General features: G+C 64.3%; 14 protein-coding genes. 10 read left to right on the plus strand and 4 right to left on the minus strand.

From position 1 onward, the window contains the following. Positions 1 to 164 precede the first annotated feature (164 nt). Genes AC5Y2L_RS06025 through AC5Y2L_RS06035 form a run of 3 tightly spaced genes read left to right on the plus strand, consistent with a single transcriptional unit; the run spans position 165 to position 3,254 of the window. A complete protein-coding gene (locus tag AC5Y2L_RS06025) occupies positions 165 to 1,187 on the plus strand; it encodes an LLM class F420-dependent oxidoreductase (protein ID WP_499932542.1) in 1,023 nt (340 codons plus the stop codon). An 11-nt stretch (positions 1,188 to 1,198) separates the two neighbouring features. Then, complete coding sequence (locus AC5Y2L_RS06030) at positions 1,199 to 2,419, plus strand: cytochrome P450 (protein WP_499933181.1); 1,221 nt, start codon at positions 1,199 to 1,201, stop codon at positions 2,417 to 2,419. 10 nt (positions 2,420 to 2,429) lie between these two features. After that, complete coding sequence (locus tag AC5Y2L_RS06035) at positions 2,430 to 3,254, plus strand: SDR family NAD(P)-dependent oxidoreductase (protein ID WP_499932541.1); 825 nt, start codon at positions 2,430 to 2,432, stop codon at positions 3,252 to 3,254. 88 nt (positions 3,255 to 3,342) lie between these two features. Here the strand turns inward: AC5Y2L_RS06035 and AC5Y2L_RS06040 are convergent, their stop codons facing one another. Further along, the gene (locus AC5Y2L_RS06040) at positions 3,343 to 4,500 is read right to left on the minus strand and encodes a Zn-dependent alcohol dehydrogenase (RefSeq protein WP_499932540.1); all 1,158 of its coding nucleotides are present in this window, start codon (positions 4,498 to 4,500) and stop codon (positions 3,343 to 3,345) included. Continuing rightward, entirely contained in the window at positions 4,497 to 5,723 is a 1,227-nt protein-coding gene (locus tag AC5Y2L_RS06045; RefSeq protein ID WP_499932539.1) for a cytochrome P450, read from the minus strand. The genes AC5Y2L_RS06040 and AC5Y2L_RS06045 overlap by 4 nt, the downstream gene beginning before the upstream one ends. A 224-nt stretch (positions 5,724 to 5,947) precedes the next feature. On the opposite strand from AC5Y2L_RS06045, the gene AC5Y2L_RS06050 reads away from it, so the two are divergent. From AC5Y2L_RS06050 to AC5Y2L_RS06060, 3 genes are all read left to right on the plus strand, one after another. Then, complete coding sequence (locus tag AC5Y2L_RS06050; protein ID WP_499933179.1) at positions 5,948 to 6,907, plus strand: alpha/beta hydrolase; 960 nt, start codon at positions 5,948 to 5,950, stop codon at positions 6,905 to 6,907. A gap of 418 nt (positions 6,908 to 7,325) precedes the next feature. After that, positions 7,326 to 8,462, plus strand: coding sequence for an acyl-CoA dehydrogenase family protein (locus AC5Y2L_RS06055; RefSeq protein ID WP_499932537.1), 1,137 nt, complete (start codon positions 7,326 to 7,328; stop codon positions 8,460 to 8,462). Then, the gene (locus tag AC5Y2L_RS06060; RefSeq protein WP_499932536.1) at positions 8,459 to 9,691 is read left to right on the plus strand and encodes an acyl-CoA dehydrogenase family protein; all 1,233 of its coding nucleotides are present in this window, start codon (positions 8,459 to 8,461) and stop codon (positions 9,689 to 9,691) included. Before AC5Y2L_RS06055 ends, AC5Y2L_RS06060 begins: the two co-directional genes overlap by 4 nt. A gap of 237 nt (positions 9,692 to 9,928) precedes the next feature. On the opposite strand, the gene AC5Y2L_RS06065 is transcribed toward AC5Y2L_RS06060, so the two are convergent. Both AC5Y2L_RS06065 and AC5Y2L_RS06070 read right to left on the minus strand, forming a co-directional pair. Then, the gene (locus AC5Y2L_RS06065; RefSeq protein ID WP_499932534.1) at positions 9,929 to 11,122 is read right to left on the minus strand and encodes an amidohydrolase family protein; all 1,194 of its coding nucleotides are present in this window, start codon (positions 11,120 to 11,122) and stop codon (positions 9,929 to 9,931) included. Between the two features lie 71 nt (positions 11,123 to 11,193). Next, on the minus strand, positions 11,194 to 12,216 hold the full coding sequence (locus AC5Y2L_RS06070; protein WP_499932532.1) for a hotdog fold thioesterase: 1,023 nt from the start codon (positions 12,214 to 12,216) through the stop codon (positions 11,194 to 11,196). 116 nt (positions 12,217 to 12,332) lie between these two features. Between AC5Y2L_RS06070 and AC5Y2L_RS06075 the strand changes: the two genes are divergently transcribed. From AC5Y2L_RS06075 to AC5Y2L_RS06090, 4 genes are all read left to right on the plus strand, one after another. Beyond that, positions 12,333 to 12,887: a hypothetical protein gene (locus tag AC5Y2L_RS06075; protein WP_499932530.1), complete on the plus strand. Its 555-nt coding sequence runs from the start codon at positions 12,333 to 12,335 to the stop codon at positions 12,885 to 12,887. After that, on the plus strand, positions 12,887 to 13,651 hold the full coding sequence (locus tag AC5Y2L_RS06080; protein WP_499932528.1) for a hypothetical protein: 765 nt from the start codon (positions 12,887 to 12,889) through the stop codon (positions 13,649 to 13,651). Before AC5Y2L_RS06075 ends, AC5Y2L_RS06080 begins: the two co-directional genes overlap by 1 nt. Before the next feature lie 25 nt (positions 13,652 to 13,676). Further along, entirely contained in the window at positions 13,677 to 14,429 is a 753-nt protein-coding gene (locus tag AC5Y2L_RS06085; RefSeq protein WP_499932526.1) for a hypothetical protein, read from the plus strand. A gap of 98 nt (positions 14,430 to 14,527) precedes the next feature. Then, positions 14,528 to 15,913, plus strand: coding sequence for a 9-bladed beta-propeller domain-containing protein (locus AC5Y2L_RS06090; RefSeq protein ID WP_499932525.1), 1,386 nt, complete (start codon positions 14,528 to 14,530; stop codon positions 15,911 to 15,913). Positions 15,914 to 15,915 lie beyond the last annotated feature (2 nt).

Here is a 15,915-nt window from a genome sequence, read left to right on the forward strand (position 1 = left end):
GGTTCGGTCCTCACTGGCGCCGTTCTTGCATACTGAATTGCTTACTGTAGCGCCCGCGACAGGTTCGTCGACCACCGGCGCGGACGTTGACCCTACCGAATCGCTTACTGTAACTTTTACCCCATGGTGCATGGGTGCGTAGTGCTGCGCAGGCGCGCCCCCAGATGAGCACCATGTCCGGCCTCAAGATCGACGGGAACATCCCTACCACGCTGGCCCGGGTCACCGAAGCGGCCAAAGCCATGGAAGAACACGGCTACGATGGCGGCTGGACCGCCGAAACCAGTCACGACCCATTCATGCCGTTGCTGCTGGCCGCCGAGCACACGTCGCGATTGGAGCTCGGCACCAACATCGCGGTGGCGTTCGCGCGTAATCCGATGATCGTCGCCAACATCGGCTGGGACCTGCAGGAGTACTCCCAGGGCCGCTTCATCCTGGGCCTGGGAACGCAGATCCAGCCCCATATCGAGAAGCGATTCAGCATGCCGTGGAGCCATCCCGTGCGCCGGATGCGTGAATTCGTCGCTGCGCTGCAGGCGATCTGGTCCGCCTGGCGCGACGGAACCAAGCTGAGGTTCGAGGGCGAGTTCTATACCCACAAGATCATGACGCCGATGTTCACCCCGGAGCCGCAGCCCCATCCGCCCCCGAAGGTGTTCGTCGCCGCGGTCGGTACGGCGATGACCGAGATGTGCGGCGAAGTCGCCGACGGTCACCTCGGCCACCCGATGATCTCGAAGCGGTACCTCGATGAGGTGACCGTGCCGGCGCTGGAACGCGGCCTGGCACGCTCGGGCCGCAGTCGCAACGACTTCGAAATCTCCTGCGAGGTGATGGTGGCCACCGGTGACAACGATGCCGGGCTGGCTTCCGCCATCGCGGCCACCCGCAAGCAGATTGCCTTCTACGGATCGACACCCGCTTATCGGCGGGTGCTCGAGCTGCATGGGTGGGGCGACCTGCAAGACGAATTGCACCGGCTCTCGCTGCAAGGTGAGTGGGACGCCATGGGCGTCCTGATCGACGATGACGTGCTGGACGCGTTCGCCGTGGTAGGCCCGGTCGACACCGTTGCCGCCGGCCTGCGAAGCCGTTGCATCGGTGTGGCCGACCGGGTGCAGCCCATCTTCTATGGCGCGTCGCAGGACTGTATTACCGCTGTGTTGAAGGAGTTTCGCCAGTGAGCGCACCGACGGTGGACGAAACCGCCAAGTTGTTGGCCGATCCGTTGACCTACACCGACGAGTCCCGGTTGCATGCGGCGCTGACTCATCTGCGCGCCAACGCTCCGGTGTCCTGGGTCGACGTGCCGAACTACCGTCCGTTCTGGGCGATCACCAAACACTCCGACATCATGGATATCGAACGCAACAACGTGCTGTTCACCAACTGGCCGCGCCCGGTGCTGACCACAGCCGAGGGCGACGACCAGGCGGCCGCCATCGGGGTACGCACGCTGATCCACCTCGACGACCCACAGCATCGGGTGGTCCGCGCGATTGGCGCCGACTGGTTTCGCCCCAAGGCGATGCGGGCGCTGAAGGTCCGCGTCGACGAACTCGCGAAGATCTACGTCGACAAGATGATGGAAGCCGGCCCCGAATGTGACTTCGCCCAGCAGGTGGCGGTGAATTACCCGCTATACGTGATCCTTTCATTGCTGGGCCTGCCGGAGGACGACTTCCCGCGCATGCTCAAGCTGACGCAGGAGTTGTTCGGCAGCGACGACAGCGAATTCAAACGCGGCGCCACGACGGAAGAACAGCTGCCGGCGTTGCTCGACATGTTCCAGTACTTCAACGCGGTGACCGAATCGCGGCGCGAGCATCCGACCGAGGACCTCGCCTCGGCGATCGCCAACGCGCGGGTGGACGGGGAGCCGCTGTCTGACATCGACACCGTGTCCTACTACCTGATCGTGGCCACCGCCGGCCACGACACCACCAGCGCCACCATCTCCGGTGGACTGCATGCGCTCATCGAGAACCCCGACCAGATGACCCGGCTGCGCGACGATCTGGGCCTCATGCCGCAGGCCACCGAGGAGATGATTCGCTGGGTCACCCCGGTCAAGCAGTTCATGCGCACTGCGGCCGAGGACACCGCGGTGCGCGGAATACCCATCGCCGCAGGCCAATCCGTCCTGCTGTCGTATGTCTCCGCCAACCGCGACGAAGACATCTTCGACGACCCGTTCCGCTTCGACGTCGGGCGCGACCCCAACAAGCATCTGGCGTTCGGCTATGGGGTGCACTTCTGCATGGGCGCCGCCCTGGCCCGCATGGAGGTGAACAGCTTTTTCTCCGAGCTGCTTCCCCGGCTGAAATCGGTTGAGTTGACCGGTGATCCGCAATTCGTCGCGACCACCTTCGTCGGCGGACTCAAACACCTGCCGGTCCGCTACTCGTTCGCGTGAGGACACCGACATGACGGCTAAGACGATTGTCATCACCGGCGCCAGCGACGGCATCGGCGCCGCTGCCGCCAGGCGGTTACACCAGCGCGGCGACAACGTCGTGGTGATCGGCCGGTCGGAAAGTAAGACCGCCGCGGTGGCCGCCGAATTGGACGCCGATTGTTTCGTGGTGGATTTCGCGGATCTGTCCCAGGTGCGGGCGGTGGCACAGAAGCTGGCGTCGCAATATCCGCGCATCGACGTGTTGCTCAACAACGCCGGCGGCATGAGCACCAAGATCCACCTGACGCCCGACGGGTACGAACATACCTACCAGGTCAATTACCTGGCGCCGTTTCTGCTCACCACGCAGTTGTTGGATCTGCTCCTCGAGTCGCGGGCCACCGTCGTCAACACGACCAGCTCGTCGCACCTGCTGGTTTTCCGGGCCCGCGTCCGCGACCTGGAGAACATGGCACGGCGCCGGCCCAGTACCGCCTACGCACTGTCGAAACTGGCTATCGTCTTGTTCACCAAGGAGTTACACCGCCGGTACGGGGATAGGATTTCGGCTGCGACCGTTCATCCCGGCTATGTGGACTCGAACTTCGGCCCGGCCTCGGGATCGCGGTTTCTCGCGTTCATGAGGAAATACACACCGGTGGACCGGTATACCGCAAGCTCTGACGAAGGTGCCGAGCAGCTGGTCTGGCTGGCTTCGAGTAAGCCCGGCGTGGACTGGACACCGGGCGAATACTATTCGCGGCACAAGATCGCCAGGGCCAACCGTCTGGCCAAGAATTCCAGGCTGGCCGCCGAATTGTGGGAGAGCACCCTGGCCAGGGTCGCCCCCTGACCGCATGACATTTCGCCGAATGTGTTCTGAGGGCGAGAATCTGGCGATTTTTCCGCCCTGAAGGCACGCTCGGCGCGGCGACGGCGTGTCAGGCGATCCCGTAATCGATGACGCCCCTAATGATCTCGCCGTTCAACAGATCGGCATAGGCATCGTTGATGTCGTCGAGGCGGTAGCGCCGGGTGATCATCTCGTCGAGCTGAAGTTGTCCGGACTCGTACAGCCTGGCCAGCCGGGCGATGTCGGCCTTGGCGTTGCAGGAGCCAAAGATGGTGCCGGCCAACGTCTTGTTCATCAGGATGAAGTCCTGCAGGTCGATATTGACCGAACGGGTCAGTTGCGACGTCATGCCGGTCAGCACACAGGTGCCGCCCTTGCGGGTGAGCTGCAACGCGTCTCGAACATCGTCGGCGGTGATCAGGGAAGGCGACACCACCACCGCGTCGGCCATCACGCCGTAGGTGAGGCCGCGAACCAGGTCAAGTGCCTCGGAAATTGAAGCTGCGCTGTGCGTCGCGCCGAAGAGGCGTGCCGATTTCTGCTTGAACTCCACCGGATCGACGGCAATGATCTGCGCAGCGCCGTTGATCCGGGCGCCCTGGATGGCGCCGGTCCCGATTCCGCCGGCACCGACGACCACCACGACGTCGCCGCCGCGCACGCCGGCCCGGTTCGCGGCGGATCCGTATCCGGTGGGTATGGCGCAAGACAGCAACGCACCGGGCACCAAGGGTAACTCTCGGTCAATCTTCACCAGCGAATTCGCCGACACCACAGTGTATTCGGCGAAGGCCCCGACTTTGGCCAGATGGCCCAGCGGCCGGCCATCAGCGGTGTGATGACGGAAAGTTCCGTCGGTGGGCATGCCCGGGACCATGGTGCCCATGCCCTGGTCGCACAGGTACTCCATGCCCGTGGCGCACCATCGGCACTGCCCGCACACGGCGACGAACGTCATCACCACATGGTCGCCGACGGCGAAATCGGTTACGCCCGCACCGATTTCACGCACAATGCCCGAGCCTTCGTGTCCGCCGATCATCGGGAACATGGTCGGTAGCCCCATGGACCGCAGCACCTCGTTGGGCGCCGACATGTCGCCCTTGAGGATGTGGTCGTCGGAGTGGCACAGCCCGGCTGCTGCCAGTTGCACCAGGACTTCGCCCGCACGCGGCGCGTCGAGTTCGAACTCCTCGACCGACCACGGGCCGCCGACGTCGTGCAGGATCGCCGCGCGGCTTCTCATGCCGCCGGACTGAACGTAACGGGAAGCTTGTTGGGCGAACGGAAGGTGAGCCCTACGATCCGGGACTCCACGCCGGTTCCGTCGTCGGCGACGAAAGTCAGATCCTCGACCCGGTCGAAAAGGCTGTTGAGCATCACCCTCGTTTCCAGCCGGGCCAGGTGCATGCCCAGGCACATGTGGATGCCGCCGGCGAAGGCGATGTGGGCCTGCCGCGGGCGGCGGATGTCGAACGTGTTCGGGTCGGTCCAGCGGCTTTCGTCGCGGTTCGCCGACCCCATGCACATATCGATCTGCGCATCGGATGGGATTGTCTTGCCGCCCAATTCGACTTCTCGGGTGGTGGTCCGCATGACCATGGTGAGCGGGGTCTCGAAACGAAGGCCCTCTTCGATGGCCATCGGTATCAGCGACCGGTCTCGGTAGACCATCGCGAGTTGCTCGGGATGGGTCAGCAGGAGGTACAGCAGGTTGCCCGACGAGCGGTAGGTGGTCTCCAGCCCGGCCGGCAACAGCAGCCGCAAGAACGCGATGATGGCCTCGTCGGTCAGCTTCTCGCCGTCGATCTCGGCGGCTACCAGGTCGCCGATGATGTCGTCGGTGAGCTTGCGCCGCCGCTGTTCGACCTGGTTGAGGAAGTAGCCGTGCAACTCGTTCGCCGCAGTCAGCCCGGCCATGATGTCAGTCGGGATGGAGATGAGGTCGAGGGACAGCCGGCGGAACAGGTCGAGATCTTCACGCGGCAACCCGAGCAGGGTGGCGATGATCCGGGTCGGGAACTCGAACGTGACCGCCTTGACCAGATCCGCCTCACCGCGATCTTTGATCTCGTCGACCAGCTGATCGCAGACCGGCCCGATGACCGACGGTTCCCAACGTTCCAGCGCGGTGGCCCGGAACGCCTTGGCGACCAGGTTGCGGTGATCGTGGTGCTCTTTGCCGCCCATCGCCAGGATGGTGTGACCCATCACCAACCCGATGGTCTGGTCGTATTTCGCCGACGTGAACGTCTGGTCGTCACGGAAAGCGTGGAACACCTCGTCGTAGCCGAACAGTGTCCATTCGTCATTCGGCCTGAGTTCCTCGGGCATCTGCTCCTGGTCGGAAAGGCCGCCGTGCCATACCGGGTCGGTCCGGCGCATGTATTCGAAAAAGGGGTAGGGACTGGTTTGGCCGGTGGTGTCGAGGGTGACGGGCGCGCCGTCGGGGTCGGTGCTGAGCGTCATCCAGCGCTCCCTCCTGAGCAACCGTCGAATGTCGCTATCATAGTATAAATAGCAACGAAGCCCAATGGCTTGAGAAGGTTACCGTAACGGGCACAGTATCTTGCTTGGTGGTCCGTCTTTCTAGCGCCTGCCGGACCCGCATCTTCCACAATGTCGAGTCCCGGGTCTACCGTGAAAAGGGTTTCCTGGCTGACCCCGACGAACGCTCCGGAAGACAAGAGAACATGACACAACCGAATTCCACGCGGCCGCAGGGCATTAGCCGCATCGACCCGGCATTGCGCGATGCTGCTACCGGTCTGGGCGTAGTCGAATTCCGCACCGAGACGTTGCCCGCCGAGCGCGAGAAGGCCGACCGGGCCGCCGCCGACCGGGCGGCCGCCGTCGACACCACCGGCGTCGAGGTCGAGTCGCGTTCGATCGCCGGCCCGGATGCAGCGCAGTTGAGCCTGCGGCTCTATCGGGGATGCACCGGGTCAGCGGTGCCGGTTGTGCTGTACGCCCACGGCGGCGGATTCGTCACCGGAAACCTGGACACCGATCATGCGGCCTGCGTAGAACTCGCCCGCGCGGCGCAATGTCTGCTCGTGTCGGTTGACTACCGGCTCGCGCCGGAGAATCCATGTCCCGCCGCGCTCGACGACCTGGAAGCCACACTGCGCTATGTGGTTGAGAACAGCACCGAATTGAACGTGGACGCGGGCCGGGTCGCGGTGATGGGTCGCGATGCCGGTGCCGCGCTCGTCGCGTGCCTGGCCCAACGCATGTTCGACAACGAGGGACCGCCGATCTTGATGCAGATTCTGCACCAGCCGATGCTCGACTCAGACGCGACGCCATCGCGTCGCGAATTCCAGCGCACCCCGGGTCTCAACGGTCCCGCGGTGAGCCGGGCGTGGGGACATTACCTCGGGCATACCACGGCGAGCGGTCATCATGTACCTGCGCATCGGACGAATCTCGAGGGCCTGCCGCCGACCTATATCAGCTGCTCGGAGATCGATCCGTGCCGCGACGAGGCCATCGACTATGCGAATCGGTTGCTGCATGCCTACGTGCACACCGAGTTACACGTTGTCGCAGCGACATTCAACGGCTTCGACTCGGCGGTGCCGGACTGGGTCGTCTCTCAAGAGAACCGGGCCTTGCACGCGCAGAGTCTGCGGCGGGCATTCGCCATGTAGCAAGTCCCAGATTTGCTTGCGCAAAAGCGCGTTTCAGCGGGGACGCCGCTATCAGTGGTTGTGACTGTACGGCTTTGGTTGTGAGTGTACGGCTTTCGTGGTGAAGCTATGGCGGGAATCGTCGCGAATCTCCGCCCAGGCTGCACGCGCAAAGCCCACGATTCACACCCAAAGCCCACACCCGAAGGCCGAGGGTCGGCCACTGATTTTTCGACACGATATCGTCGGCGCTATCACCGCGAACCGCAGTGGTCTCCGTGACGAGATTTGCCGCGGTCCGGACGGCGGCGGCATTATCGACTGAACTCCGGTATCTCTTACTGTATTGCCCATTGCTACCATCGGAGTCGCCCCCAAAACCCCCGAAACCAGGACCGATCAGGCGGATGTTCAGCCAGCCATACCTCGTGTCGCCGTCATGACCGCCGTCGACTCGCCGGAAAAAGCCCTTTTCACCTCCACCACGCAGGCATTTCTGCAAAAGGAAGCGCCGCTTCGCTACGTTCGGGAACTCCATGCCGCCGGGGTGTCCTTCGACCCGGCGTGGTGGCGGCGGGCCGCCGACCTCGGGTGGGCCGGCCTGCTGGTGCCCGAAGAACTTGGTGGCGGCAGTGTCTCGGGCAACGGTTTGGCCGATTTGGCGATGGTCGCCGAAGAGCTCGGCAAGACCGTGGCGCCCGGGCCCCTCTATCCGGTGAGCACCGTGCTTGCGGGCCTGGTCAACTCCGGCGAGTCGCAGGCCCACGCCGGCACCATCGAAGCGCTGATGTCCGGTGAAACGGTGGCGTCGTGGGCCGTTTCGGAACCGGGCCGGGGCTGGGCGCCACACGACCCGTCGGTGACGGCCACGCGAACCGACGCCGGCTACCGCATCAGCGGCGCCAAGGACCGCGTCGAGGCTGCCGCCCAGAGTTCCGTTCTGCTCGTGGTGGCGCGTTGTGATGACGAGGTTCGCCAATTCCTGGTCCCGACAGATGCGCCCGGCGTCCGCATCACGCCCCAACAGTCGATCGACCTGGTCAAGCAATACGCCCGGGTCGACTTCGACGGGGTGCTGGTGGAGCCGTCCGCCGTCGTCGGCGCCGCCACCGAAACCGCGGAGCTGATCGACCGGCAGAGCCGGATTGCCCAGCTACTGCAATGCGCCGAAGTGGTCGGCATCCTGCAAACGGTGTTCGACTTCACCGTCCAGTGGGCGCTGGACCGGTATACCTTCGGCCGCCCACTGGCGTCGTATCAAGCGCTCAAACACGGGTTCGCCGATATGAAGATGTGGCTGGAAGCCTGCCGGGCGACTACGTCGGCGGCGGTCGCCGACGTCGCCGCCGACGCGTCGACGGCGGACTTGTCGGCCAGCATTGCCAAGTCCTACGTCGGGGAGATGGCCGGCCAGATCGTGCAGGGTTGTGTACAGATGCACGGCGGTATCGGGGTCACCTGGGAACATGACCTGCATTTGTATCTGAGGCGAGTTACGTTGTACCGCGCCATGTTTGGCACCCCGGAGGAACACAACCGCCGGGTCTATGCATGGCATGCCGAGCAGGGCCGATGAACACCGAGTCCGTTGCCGAATTCGCCGCCCGCGCCCGCGGGTGGCTGGCTGAGAACATGCCGCGCATCGACCCGAAGTCGCCACCGGCCGCGCCACGCGACGACGAACGCAGCTGGCAACGGGCCAGAGAACTGCAAAAGCGGCTTCACGCAGGTGGTTTCGCGGGTATCTGCTTTCCTCGCGAGTACGGCGGCTTAGGGCTGGACTACGAATACCAGCGAGCGTTCGACGAGGAGTCGCTGTATTACGAGATGCCGCTGATCCTCAACACTCCGACGTTCACCATCTGTTGCGCCACCCTGCTCGACACCGCCAGCGAGGAGCAGAAGAAGCGGCACATCGCCGCTGCCCTGCGGGGCGACGAGATATTGGTGCAGCTGCTGTCCGAACCAAGTGGCGGATCGGATCTGGCCGGGGTGATCACTCGCGCCGAACGACAAGGTGAGCGTTGGGTGCTCAACGGCGCAAAAACGTGGAGCACCAGCGCATTCGCGGCCGACTACGGGTTATGCCTGGCGCGCACCAACTGGGAGGTGCCCAAGCACGACGGCCTGACCATGTTCCTGGTGCCCATCGATCATCCGCGGATCACGTTGCGCCGCATCAAGCAGGTCAACGGATCCACCGAGTTCTGCGAGGAATTCCTCGACGGGGTGGACGTCGGAGACGACGCCGTTGTCGGTGAGGTGAACAAGGGCTGGGCGGTGGCTTCGCGGCAGCTGTACCACGAACGCCGGGCGGTTGGTCAGGGCTCCGAATTCGCAAGCGGCAGTGGCAGCGAAGGCGGACACACCACGCCCGTCGACTACGCCGATCTCGCTCGCAAGGCCGGTCAGGCTGACAGCGATCGGGTGCAGGAGCGCGCCGGCCGGGCCTTGGTGCACCGGGCGGTAGCCGAGCAGCTCAACGATCACGTCTATCGCAGCGTCCGGGACGGTATCCTGCCGCCGGCCGGTGGAACGCTGATCAGACTCTTCCACGCCGAAACCGTGAGCGTGGAGATCGACACCGCATTGTCGATCGCGGGCGCAGCGGGTGTCGTCGGTGAACTAGGCGAAGGTCTGCAGACCGGGTTCAGGTACCTGTCCCGGCAGTCGGTCGCCATCGGCGGCGGCACCACTGAGATGGCCCGCAACGTCATAGGGGAGCGGGTGCTGAACTTTCCGCGGGAATACGTCGCCGACCGCGGGGTGCCCTTCAATCAGGTGCGGCACGGTCAGGTCCGCTGACCCGGAAGCCATGCTCTGAACGGTTGAAGTTCGGGATCGGTAGCAGCGAGGTCGGTGCTAGCGTGCGCCAATGGAACTCGTCAATGCCATGGGAATAGTGCCGCAAGTCGGCCACTTGCTGAACCATCCGTACGTCTACGGCCCCTCCCGGTACAGGTTGATCCCACCAACCCGCAACGGGTCCGGATCGAATTCAATCAGCCAATCATGTAGCGCGACAACGGTACCCGACCGTAATCACGCTGTGGCCGGCTCAGAAACCTTGATCAGCTTCATCAGGTTGCCGCCCATGATCTTTGCGACGTCCGCCTCGTCGAAATCGGACAGCTCGTCGACGAAGGAGATGGGGTCTTTCAAGCCCTCGGGATGCGGCCAGTCGGACCCGAACAGCACCCGGTCGGTGCCAACCATTTTGACGATCTCGGTGAACCGGTCCTCCCAGAACGGAGTGATGTAGATGCAGCGCTTGAAGGCTTCGATGGGGTTCTCGCTGAAGGAATTGGGCATCTTCTTGTAGACGCCCTTGAGGCCCTTGAATAGGTCGGGCACCCAGTCGGCACCGTTTTCGATCGACAGGATCCGCAACTCCGGATTGCGCGAGAGCGCACCGTGACACACCAGCGCACCCATCGCGTCCATGATCGGCCGATGCCCCATCGTCAGGCTCCGGAAGGCGGTCGGCTTGAATGGCAAGAACTCGTCGCCGGGCTCCCACACGTTCGCGAACTCGGAGTAGCCACTGTCCGAGGCGTGCATCGATACCGGTAGCTCGGCTTTGATGCACGCCTGCCAGAACGGGTCGAACTCCTCGAGGCCGAACGACCGGCTGCCGCGGTAGCCGGGCACCGGCGCGGGACGCACGAGCACTGTGCGGGCGCCGCGTTCCAGGCACCATTCGAGTTCTTCGAGCGCGCGCTCCACGATGGGCAAGGTGATGACCGGGGTGGCGAAAATGCGCCCTTCGTAGTTGAACGACCAAGTCTCATACATCCATTGGTTGAGCGCGTGGATGACGTCGTGGGTCATGTCCGGGTCGTCCTTCATCCGCTCTTCGACCAGGCTGGCCAGCGTGGGGAACATCAGCGCATAGTCGATGCCCAGCTCGTCCATGACCTCCAGCCGCGGGCCGGGCTCACGGAACGCGGGGATGGCCTTCATCGGCTCGCCCAGGATTTCGCGGTAGCTCTTGCCCTGTGCGCCATGCCGGAAGTACTCCTCTTGCGCACCTGGCCGGGCGACCACCTCGAACGTCGGGTTGGGGATGTATTCGCTGATGTGGCCGCGAACCACGATCTTGGTCCGCCCGCGCACCTGCACGTAGTCGATCACGTGCTTGCGGTTGTCGGGGAGGAACTTGGTGAGGGCTTCCTGCGGCTCGTACATGTGGTTGTCGGCGTCGAACACCGGAAACGGAAGCTCGCGAGACGGCATGGCGATCTCCTTGGAAAAGTCCTGATTCGTGGTGGGTGGTAATGACGTTACCACTTCTGCGCAACGAGGTGTTATCGCAGGCCTGCTGTCGGCGTCGGCCCGCTGATAATGGCGAAATTCACGGTCGCCGTCGCGGCGAGTTCGTCGTCGCTGTCGCCGTAGATGTCGACCTGCATGACCATCGCCCGTCGGCCGGTTCGCAGCATCCGAGGCACCGCGCGTGCCAAACCCTGCCGGATGGGTCGCAGATAACGGACGAAGAGATCGGCCGTCGTCATGGTGGTGCCCGGCTGCAGATGCTCCAGCCCGAACTGGCCACCTGCCACGTCGACGAGCGTGGCGATCAAGCCGCCCTGCAGCGCACCCGAGGTGTTGGTCACCTTCGGGCTGACCGGCATGGTCATCGCGAACTCGCCTTCGTGGGTGCCGGGCCGCATCCCGATTTGCGCGAACAGTTCACCCAACGACGGCGTAGGCGCGTCCTCTTCGGTGTCGCGGATGCCCAGTGCCCGGCTGCAGAAGTCGTACAGCTGGCCGGCGTCTATCGGGGTTCCGTTCAATTCCGTTCCCAGCCAATGCAATCGCTGTGCGCCCACGATCGTCTGCATGACGATCGCAGCTACTGCCCCGACATCCAGGCCGGGGTTGAACACTCCCTCGGTGATGCCCTGGCCCACGATGTCTCCGATGAGCCGATGCAAGGGGGAGAGCACCCGGGCGTATTCGCGCGGACGGGTCTCGGCCAGGTGCTGGTTGTACAGGCTCAGCGCCCGGTTGAGGCTGTCCTGAGTGCTCGATTCGGGCTGTTGGCTGACGCGGTCGATCACCAGCTTCAGCGCGGACGTGCTGTCCAGTCCGGTGGTCTCGTCGCGCCAGATTTGCACCGAATGTGCGATGGTCCTGTCGAACAAGGCCAACAGCAATTCGTCTTTGCTGGTGAAGTGCTGGTAGAAGGCCCGCAGCGAGGTTTTGGAGCGGGCGACCACCTCCTGCACGGTGAAATCGGTCCGCCCGGTTTCGCCCAGTATCGCCACCGCGGTCTTGATGAATCGATCGCCGCGGGTGACGTCAGCTTCCTCGTTGGGGCCGGTCATGGGCGAACTCCTATCGGCGGCATGCGACAACGCGTTGAGAATGAGGTTACCGCGCCCGGCGCTTCCTGTCCGCGGTGTCGGCAGGGCGGTCGGCGGTGGTCCGATATCTTGGGTCGGTGGATCCGGGCGCCGCGGGCGAGGCAGCAAAGCGGGCGGCGCGGCGATCGCGGCGCTGGCCGCAATGGGTATTGGCGGCGATCACACTCGGGTGCCTGGTCTCGGCTGCCGTGGTATTCGCGACGGGCTGGCGGTGGACAGAACCGCCGCGGTTGGGTGTGTTGGGGGTGCCGCCACCGCCGCGTGCACAGAAAGCTTTCGCGGTCGTCACGCAGTGGTACGACGCGGAGAACGACGGCAATGTGGCGCGCATGCGGGAGTTGGTCTGTGCTCATCCTTCGCCATCGGTGACGGGCTGGATCACGACGATCGCCTACTACGGTCAGGATCAGGGCCTGATCTTTACCGATGCGGTGACCAAATTCCGTGACCAGGGCGCGACGGTGTGGCTGCAGGTGGCGGTGCGGATCCGTCCGGTCGACGATCGCATCAGGCGCGAGGTCGAGGAGGCGCAGACGCATGGCGGGTTCTTCTACGAGGCGCTGACGCTGGCCGAAGAAGGCGGCGCTTTCAAGGTGTGTGATGTCGAGCTGCCGCAGCAGGCCGGTGGCTGATGCCCGAAAGCGGGAACGACGACCGGTCGCTGATCGAGGAAGCCATCAAAGTGCTGTTGGCGTCGGCGCCGGCGGGATGGACCCGGTTGCGCGCCGAGTTCGAGCCATCCGCGCGCCCACCTGCGAGTCACGCCGTGCTCGACTCGGAGGTCTTGCCGGTGCCGCCGGAGGCGCTCGGGCTGGTCGCGGAGTATCAGCGCCGCGCCGCGGCCGCGGGTTCGCCGTGGCAACGGGTCGTCGTCGAGTGCGACCACACCGGAGCTCTGAGCATGCGCACTGACCCGTCGCCGGCGCCGGAGCCCAGTGGCCCGCGCTCCGGTCGAATCTCGCTGTGGCTGTGGGGAATTGCGGCACTCCTGTCGATTGTGGTGCTGGTGGTGGCGGTCGTCGGCCGGGACCGCGGCGACCGGCCGACCTTGCGACCGAGGACTGTCAGCGACTCGATGACGACGGCGCAGGCCCGTGAGGCCGCGGACACCACGGTGCGAGCGTGGGTGCGCGAGCGTAACGCCGGACACCTGGCGAACTTGCAGGCGCTGACGTGCCCGGACAGCGAAGGGACGGTCCGGGCCGAGCTGACCTTGGCCCAGAACCACGAACGGCGCCCGGCAATGCAAGTCGTGTCGACTGGCGCTTTCGGACGCCATGACTCGGTGTGGACGTTGAGCACACACTTCGCAAATGACAAAAGCATGCAGTTCGTAATGGTCGTGCGTAACGGCGAGCTGCTGGTCTGTCAAATCGCCTCGGCGCCGGTACCGTGACTGCATCCGAAAGGAGTTGAACGACGTGTCCGCTTCATTGCAGCCCGTCAGCCGTGCCCAGGCCGTGGCGAATCGCCAGTCCGCGGCGTCGCGCGCCTTCTGGCTTTTTCTGCTCGCGGGGCTGGGTGGGATCACCGCCGCGGTGGGCATTTCGTTCGCGGTCGCAGATGTCACGGCGACACCGGCGTGGATCGCGTCGGTGATCGGTGTGGCATTGGCGTTGACGGGGTTCGCCGGCTGCCGCAGTGTCATGCCGAGGGTGCGTTACCGGATTACGCCGATGCTGTCGAGCTTGCGACTGCTTGCCATACTGGGCTGCGCGGTGCTGGCGATCTGGGGTCTTGGCGCTGCGCAGGTGATTTCGGGACGCGTAGCCAAAAGTGTGATCATCGCCGCGCTACTGGGAGCGGTGATGTTTCACCTGTCGACGTCGACGCTGTTCAACGGCGACTGCAACGGCTTGATGTTCCGAAAGACGTTGGTCCACTGGGATGCGGTGTCCCAAGTGGTGTTCACGCAAGGCGCCAAACTCAAGACCACTGAAATCGGATTGCGTCTACGGCCGGGGGCAAAGGTTAATCCCATGCCGGTCACGCCGGGGCAGGTCCTCGTCGACTTGCCGCTGCGAATTGTGGTGCCGCGCAGCAAGTTCGACATCGAAAGGATGCGGTGGGTGCTCAATCAATCTGGGCGCCAGGATATTACGCTCGTCGAACGCAGCCCTGACGGGGAGCGGGTGCTCGCGGCCGCCAACCAGCCGCGTTCGGGTGGGTGCTGATGGTGTCGGGTTGGTCACCGCAGGACGGGTTTCGTTGGGTCGAGCCGGCGTCGCCGGAATCGCCCCCGAAGCGCTCGCGGCGGCGCTGGTGGATCGGGGTGGCCCTGGTCGTGGCGGTCGTTATGGTGGCCGGAGGCGTGGGCGCCGTCGTGTGGGGGCCTTTGCATCACGACAAGCACGGTCCTGCCGCGCCGACCGCTGCGCCGCCTCCCATCGGGACTCCGAAAGACCTGTTGGTTTCTTTCCCGCTGAATCGTCAGCCGGTGCCGCGGTGGCAATTTACCGGGACAGACATCGGATTGCCCCCGGGCGTCAAGGTCGGTGACCTGTTCGCCGGCAACGGCACTAAGGCCTACTTCCTCGCGCTCGAAGGCTGCGACCGCAGCTGTCTGCACCCAACCGGCTGGGTGTACGGGCTCGATATCAACACTGGTGCGCGGCTTTTCCCGCCCCTGGCCATTCCGGAATTCTTTGGCGGAAGTTCAAATTGTCACTTCAACGGACCAGGAGTGGCCGTTTGCATGACTTGGGTCCGACCCATGGAGGAAGGTCATGTCCCGCCCGCGGGAGCATGGGTGATCGACTTGAACCGCGGCGTCGTGACGTATCACGGGCCTAATACCCTCAACCTCACAGTGAACGGCGGTACCCCACTCGAGACGGTGGGCTACGAATACGGGCCGACGTATTTGGTGGTGAGAGTCCCGGGTGAGGGTCTGTACGGTGTCGGCTCGCACGCCGAGAAGACGTGGTTTCTGCCGGGCAGTGGGGAGATGCATGCTGAGGGTAGGTACAACCCGGAAATCCCATCGCTCACCCTCGCGGTGCAAAGACCGCAATCCGTTGACGACAAACGTGGCGACCGAGTGTTTTCGGTCGTCGACGGCAAAGACGTCACGCCCACCCCGCCCGCGGGCGGTCGATTGGACGGGGTGCAGGTTTACAACGGCGGGTTTGCCTTCCGGTTCGAGGCTGGCAGGGCGATCGGCACCCTGATGTACGACACCACGGGGCGCTTTGTCGCCCGCCAGGAAGCTGGCCATATGGAGCAGAACGCGGCGATGCTGACCCTTGGGGTCGGAGGCGCTATCCAAATTTATGATGCCGCAGGAAAACTCGTCGCCACCATACCGTCAGAGGGTTCGGTCGCCGACGTCGTAACGATTGGCACGAAGCTCTACGTCAAGAAGCCAGGCAGCGGGTACGGGAACGACGAGCAGTGGCAGCAATGGGACCTGATCACTGCTCAGCCCGGGCCCACCTGCACTGTGGAGCTCGGGTCTCCCCACGTCGGCTCAGACGGAACCGTGGTCATCACGGACCGGGAATTTGCGGACGGTTCCCACTTCGTCGCTGTCGACCTCACGACCTGCCAAACTCTATGGGAGGTGCCGACGAAGGTCTTACTTCGTCAGGTCGGTTCCGGGCTGGTCGGAGTCGACCATGAACATCAGACGGTCATGTCTCTGACAGCACCGAAATGAAG

Source organism: Mycobacterium sp. NGS66 (assembly GCF_059812225.1).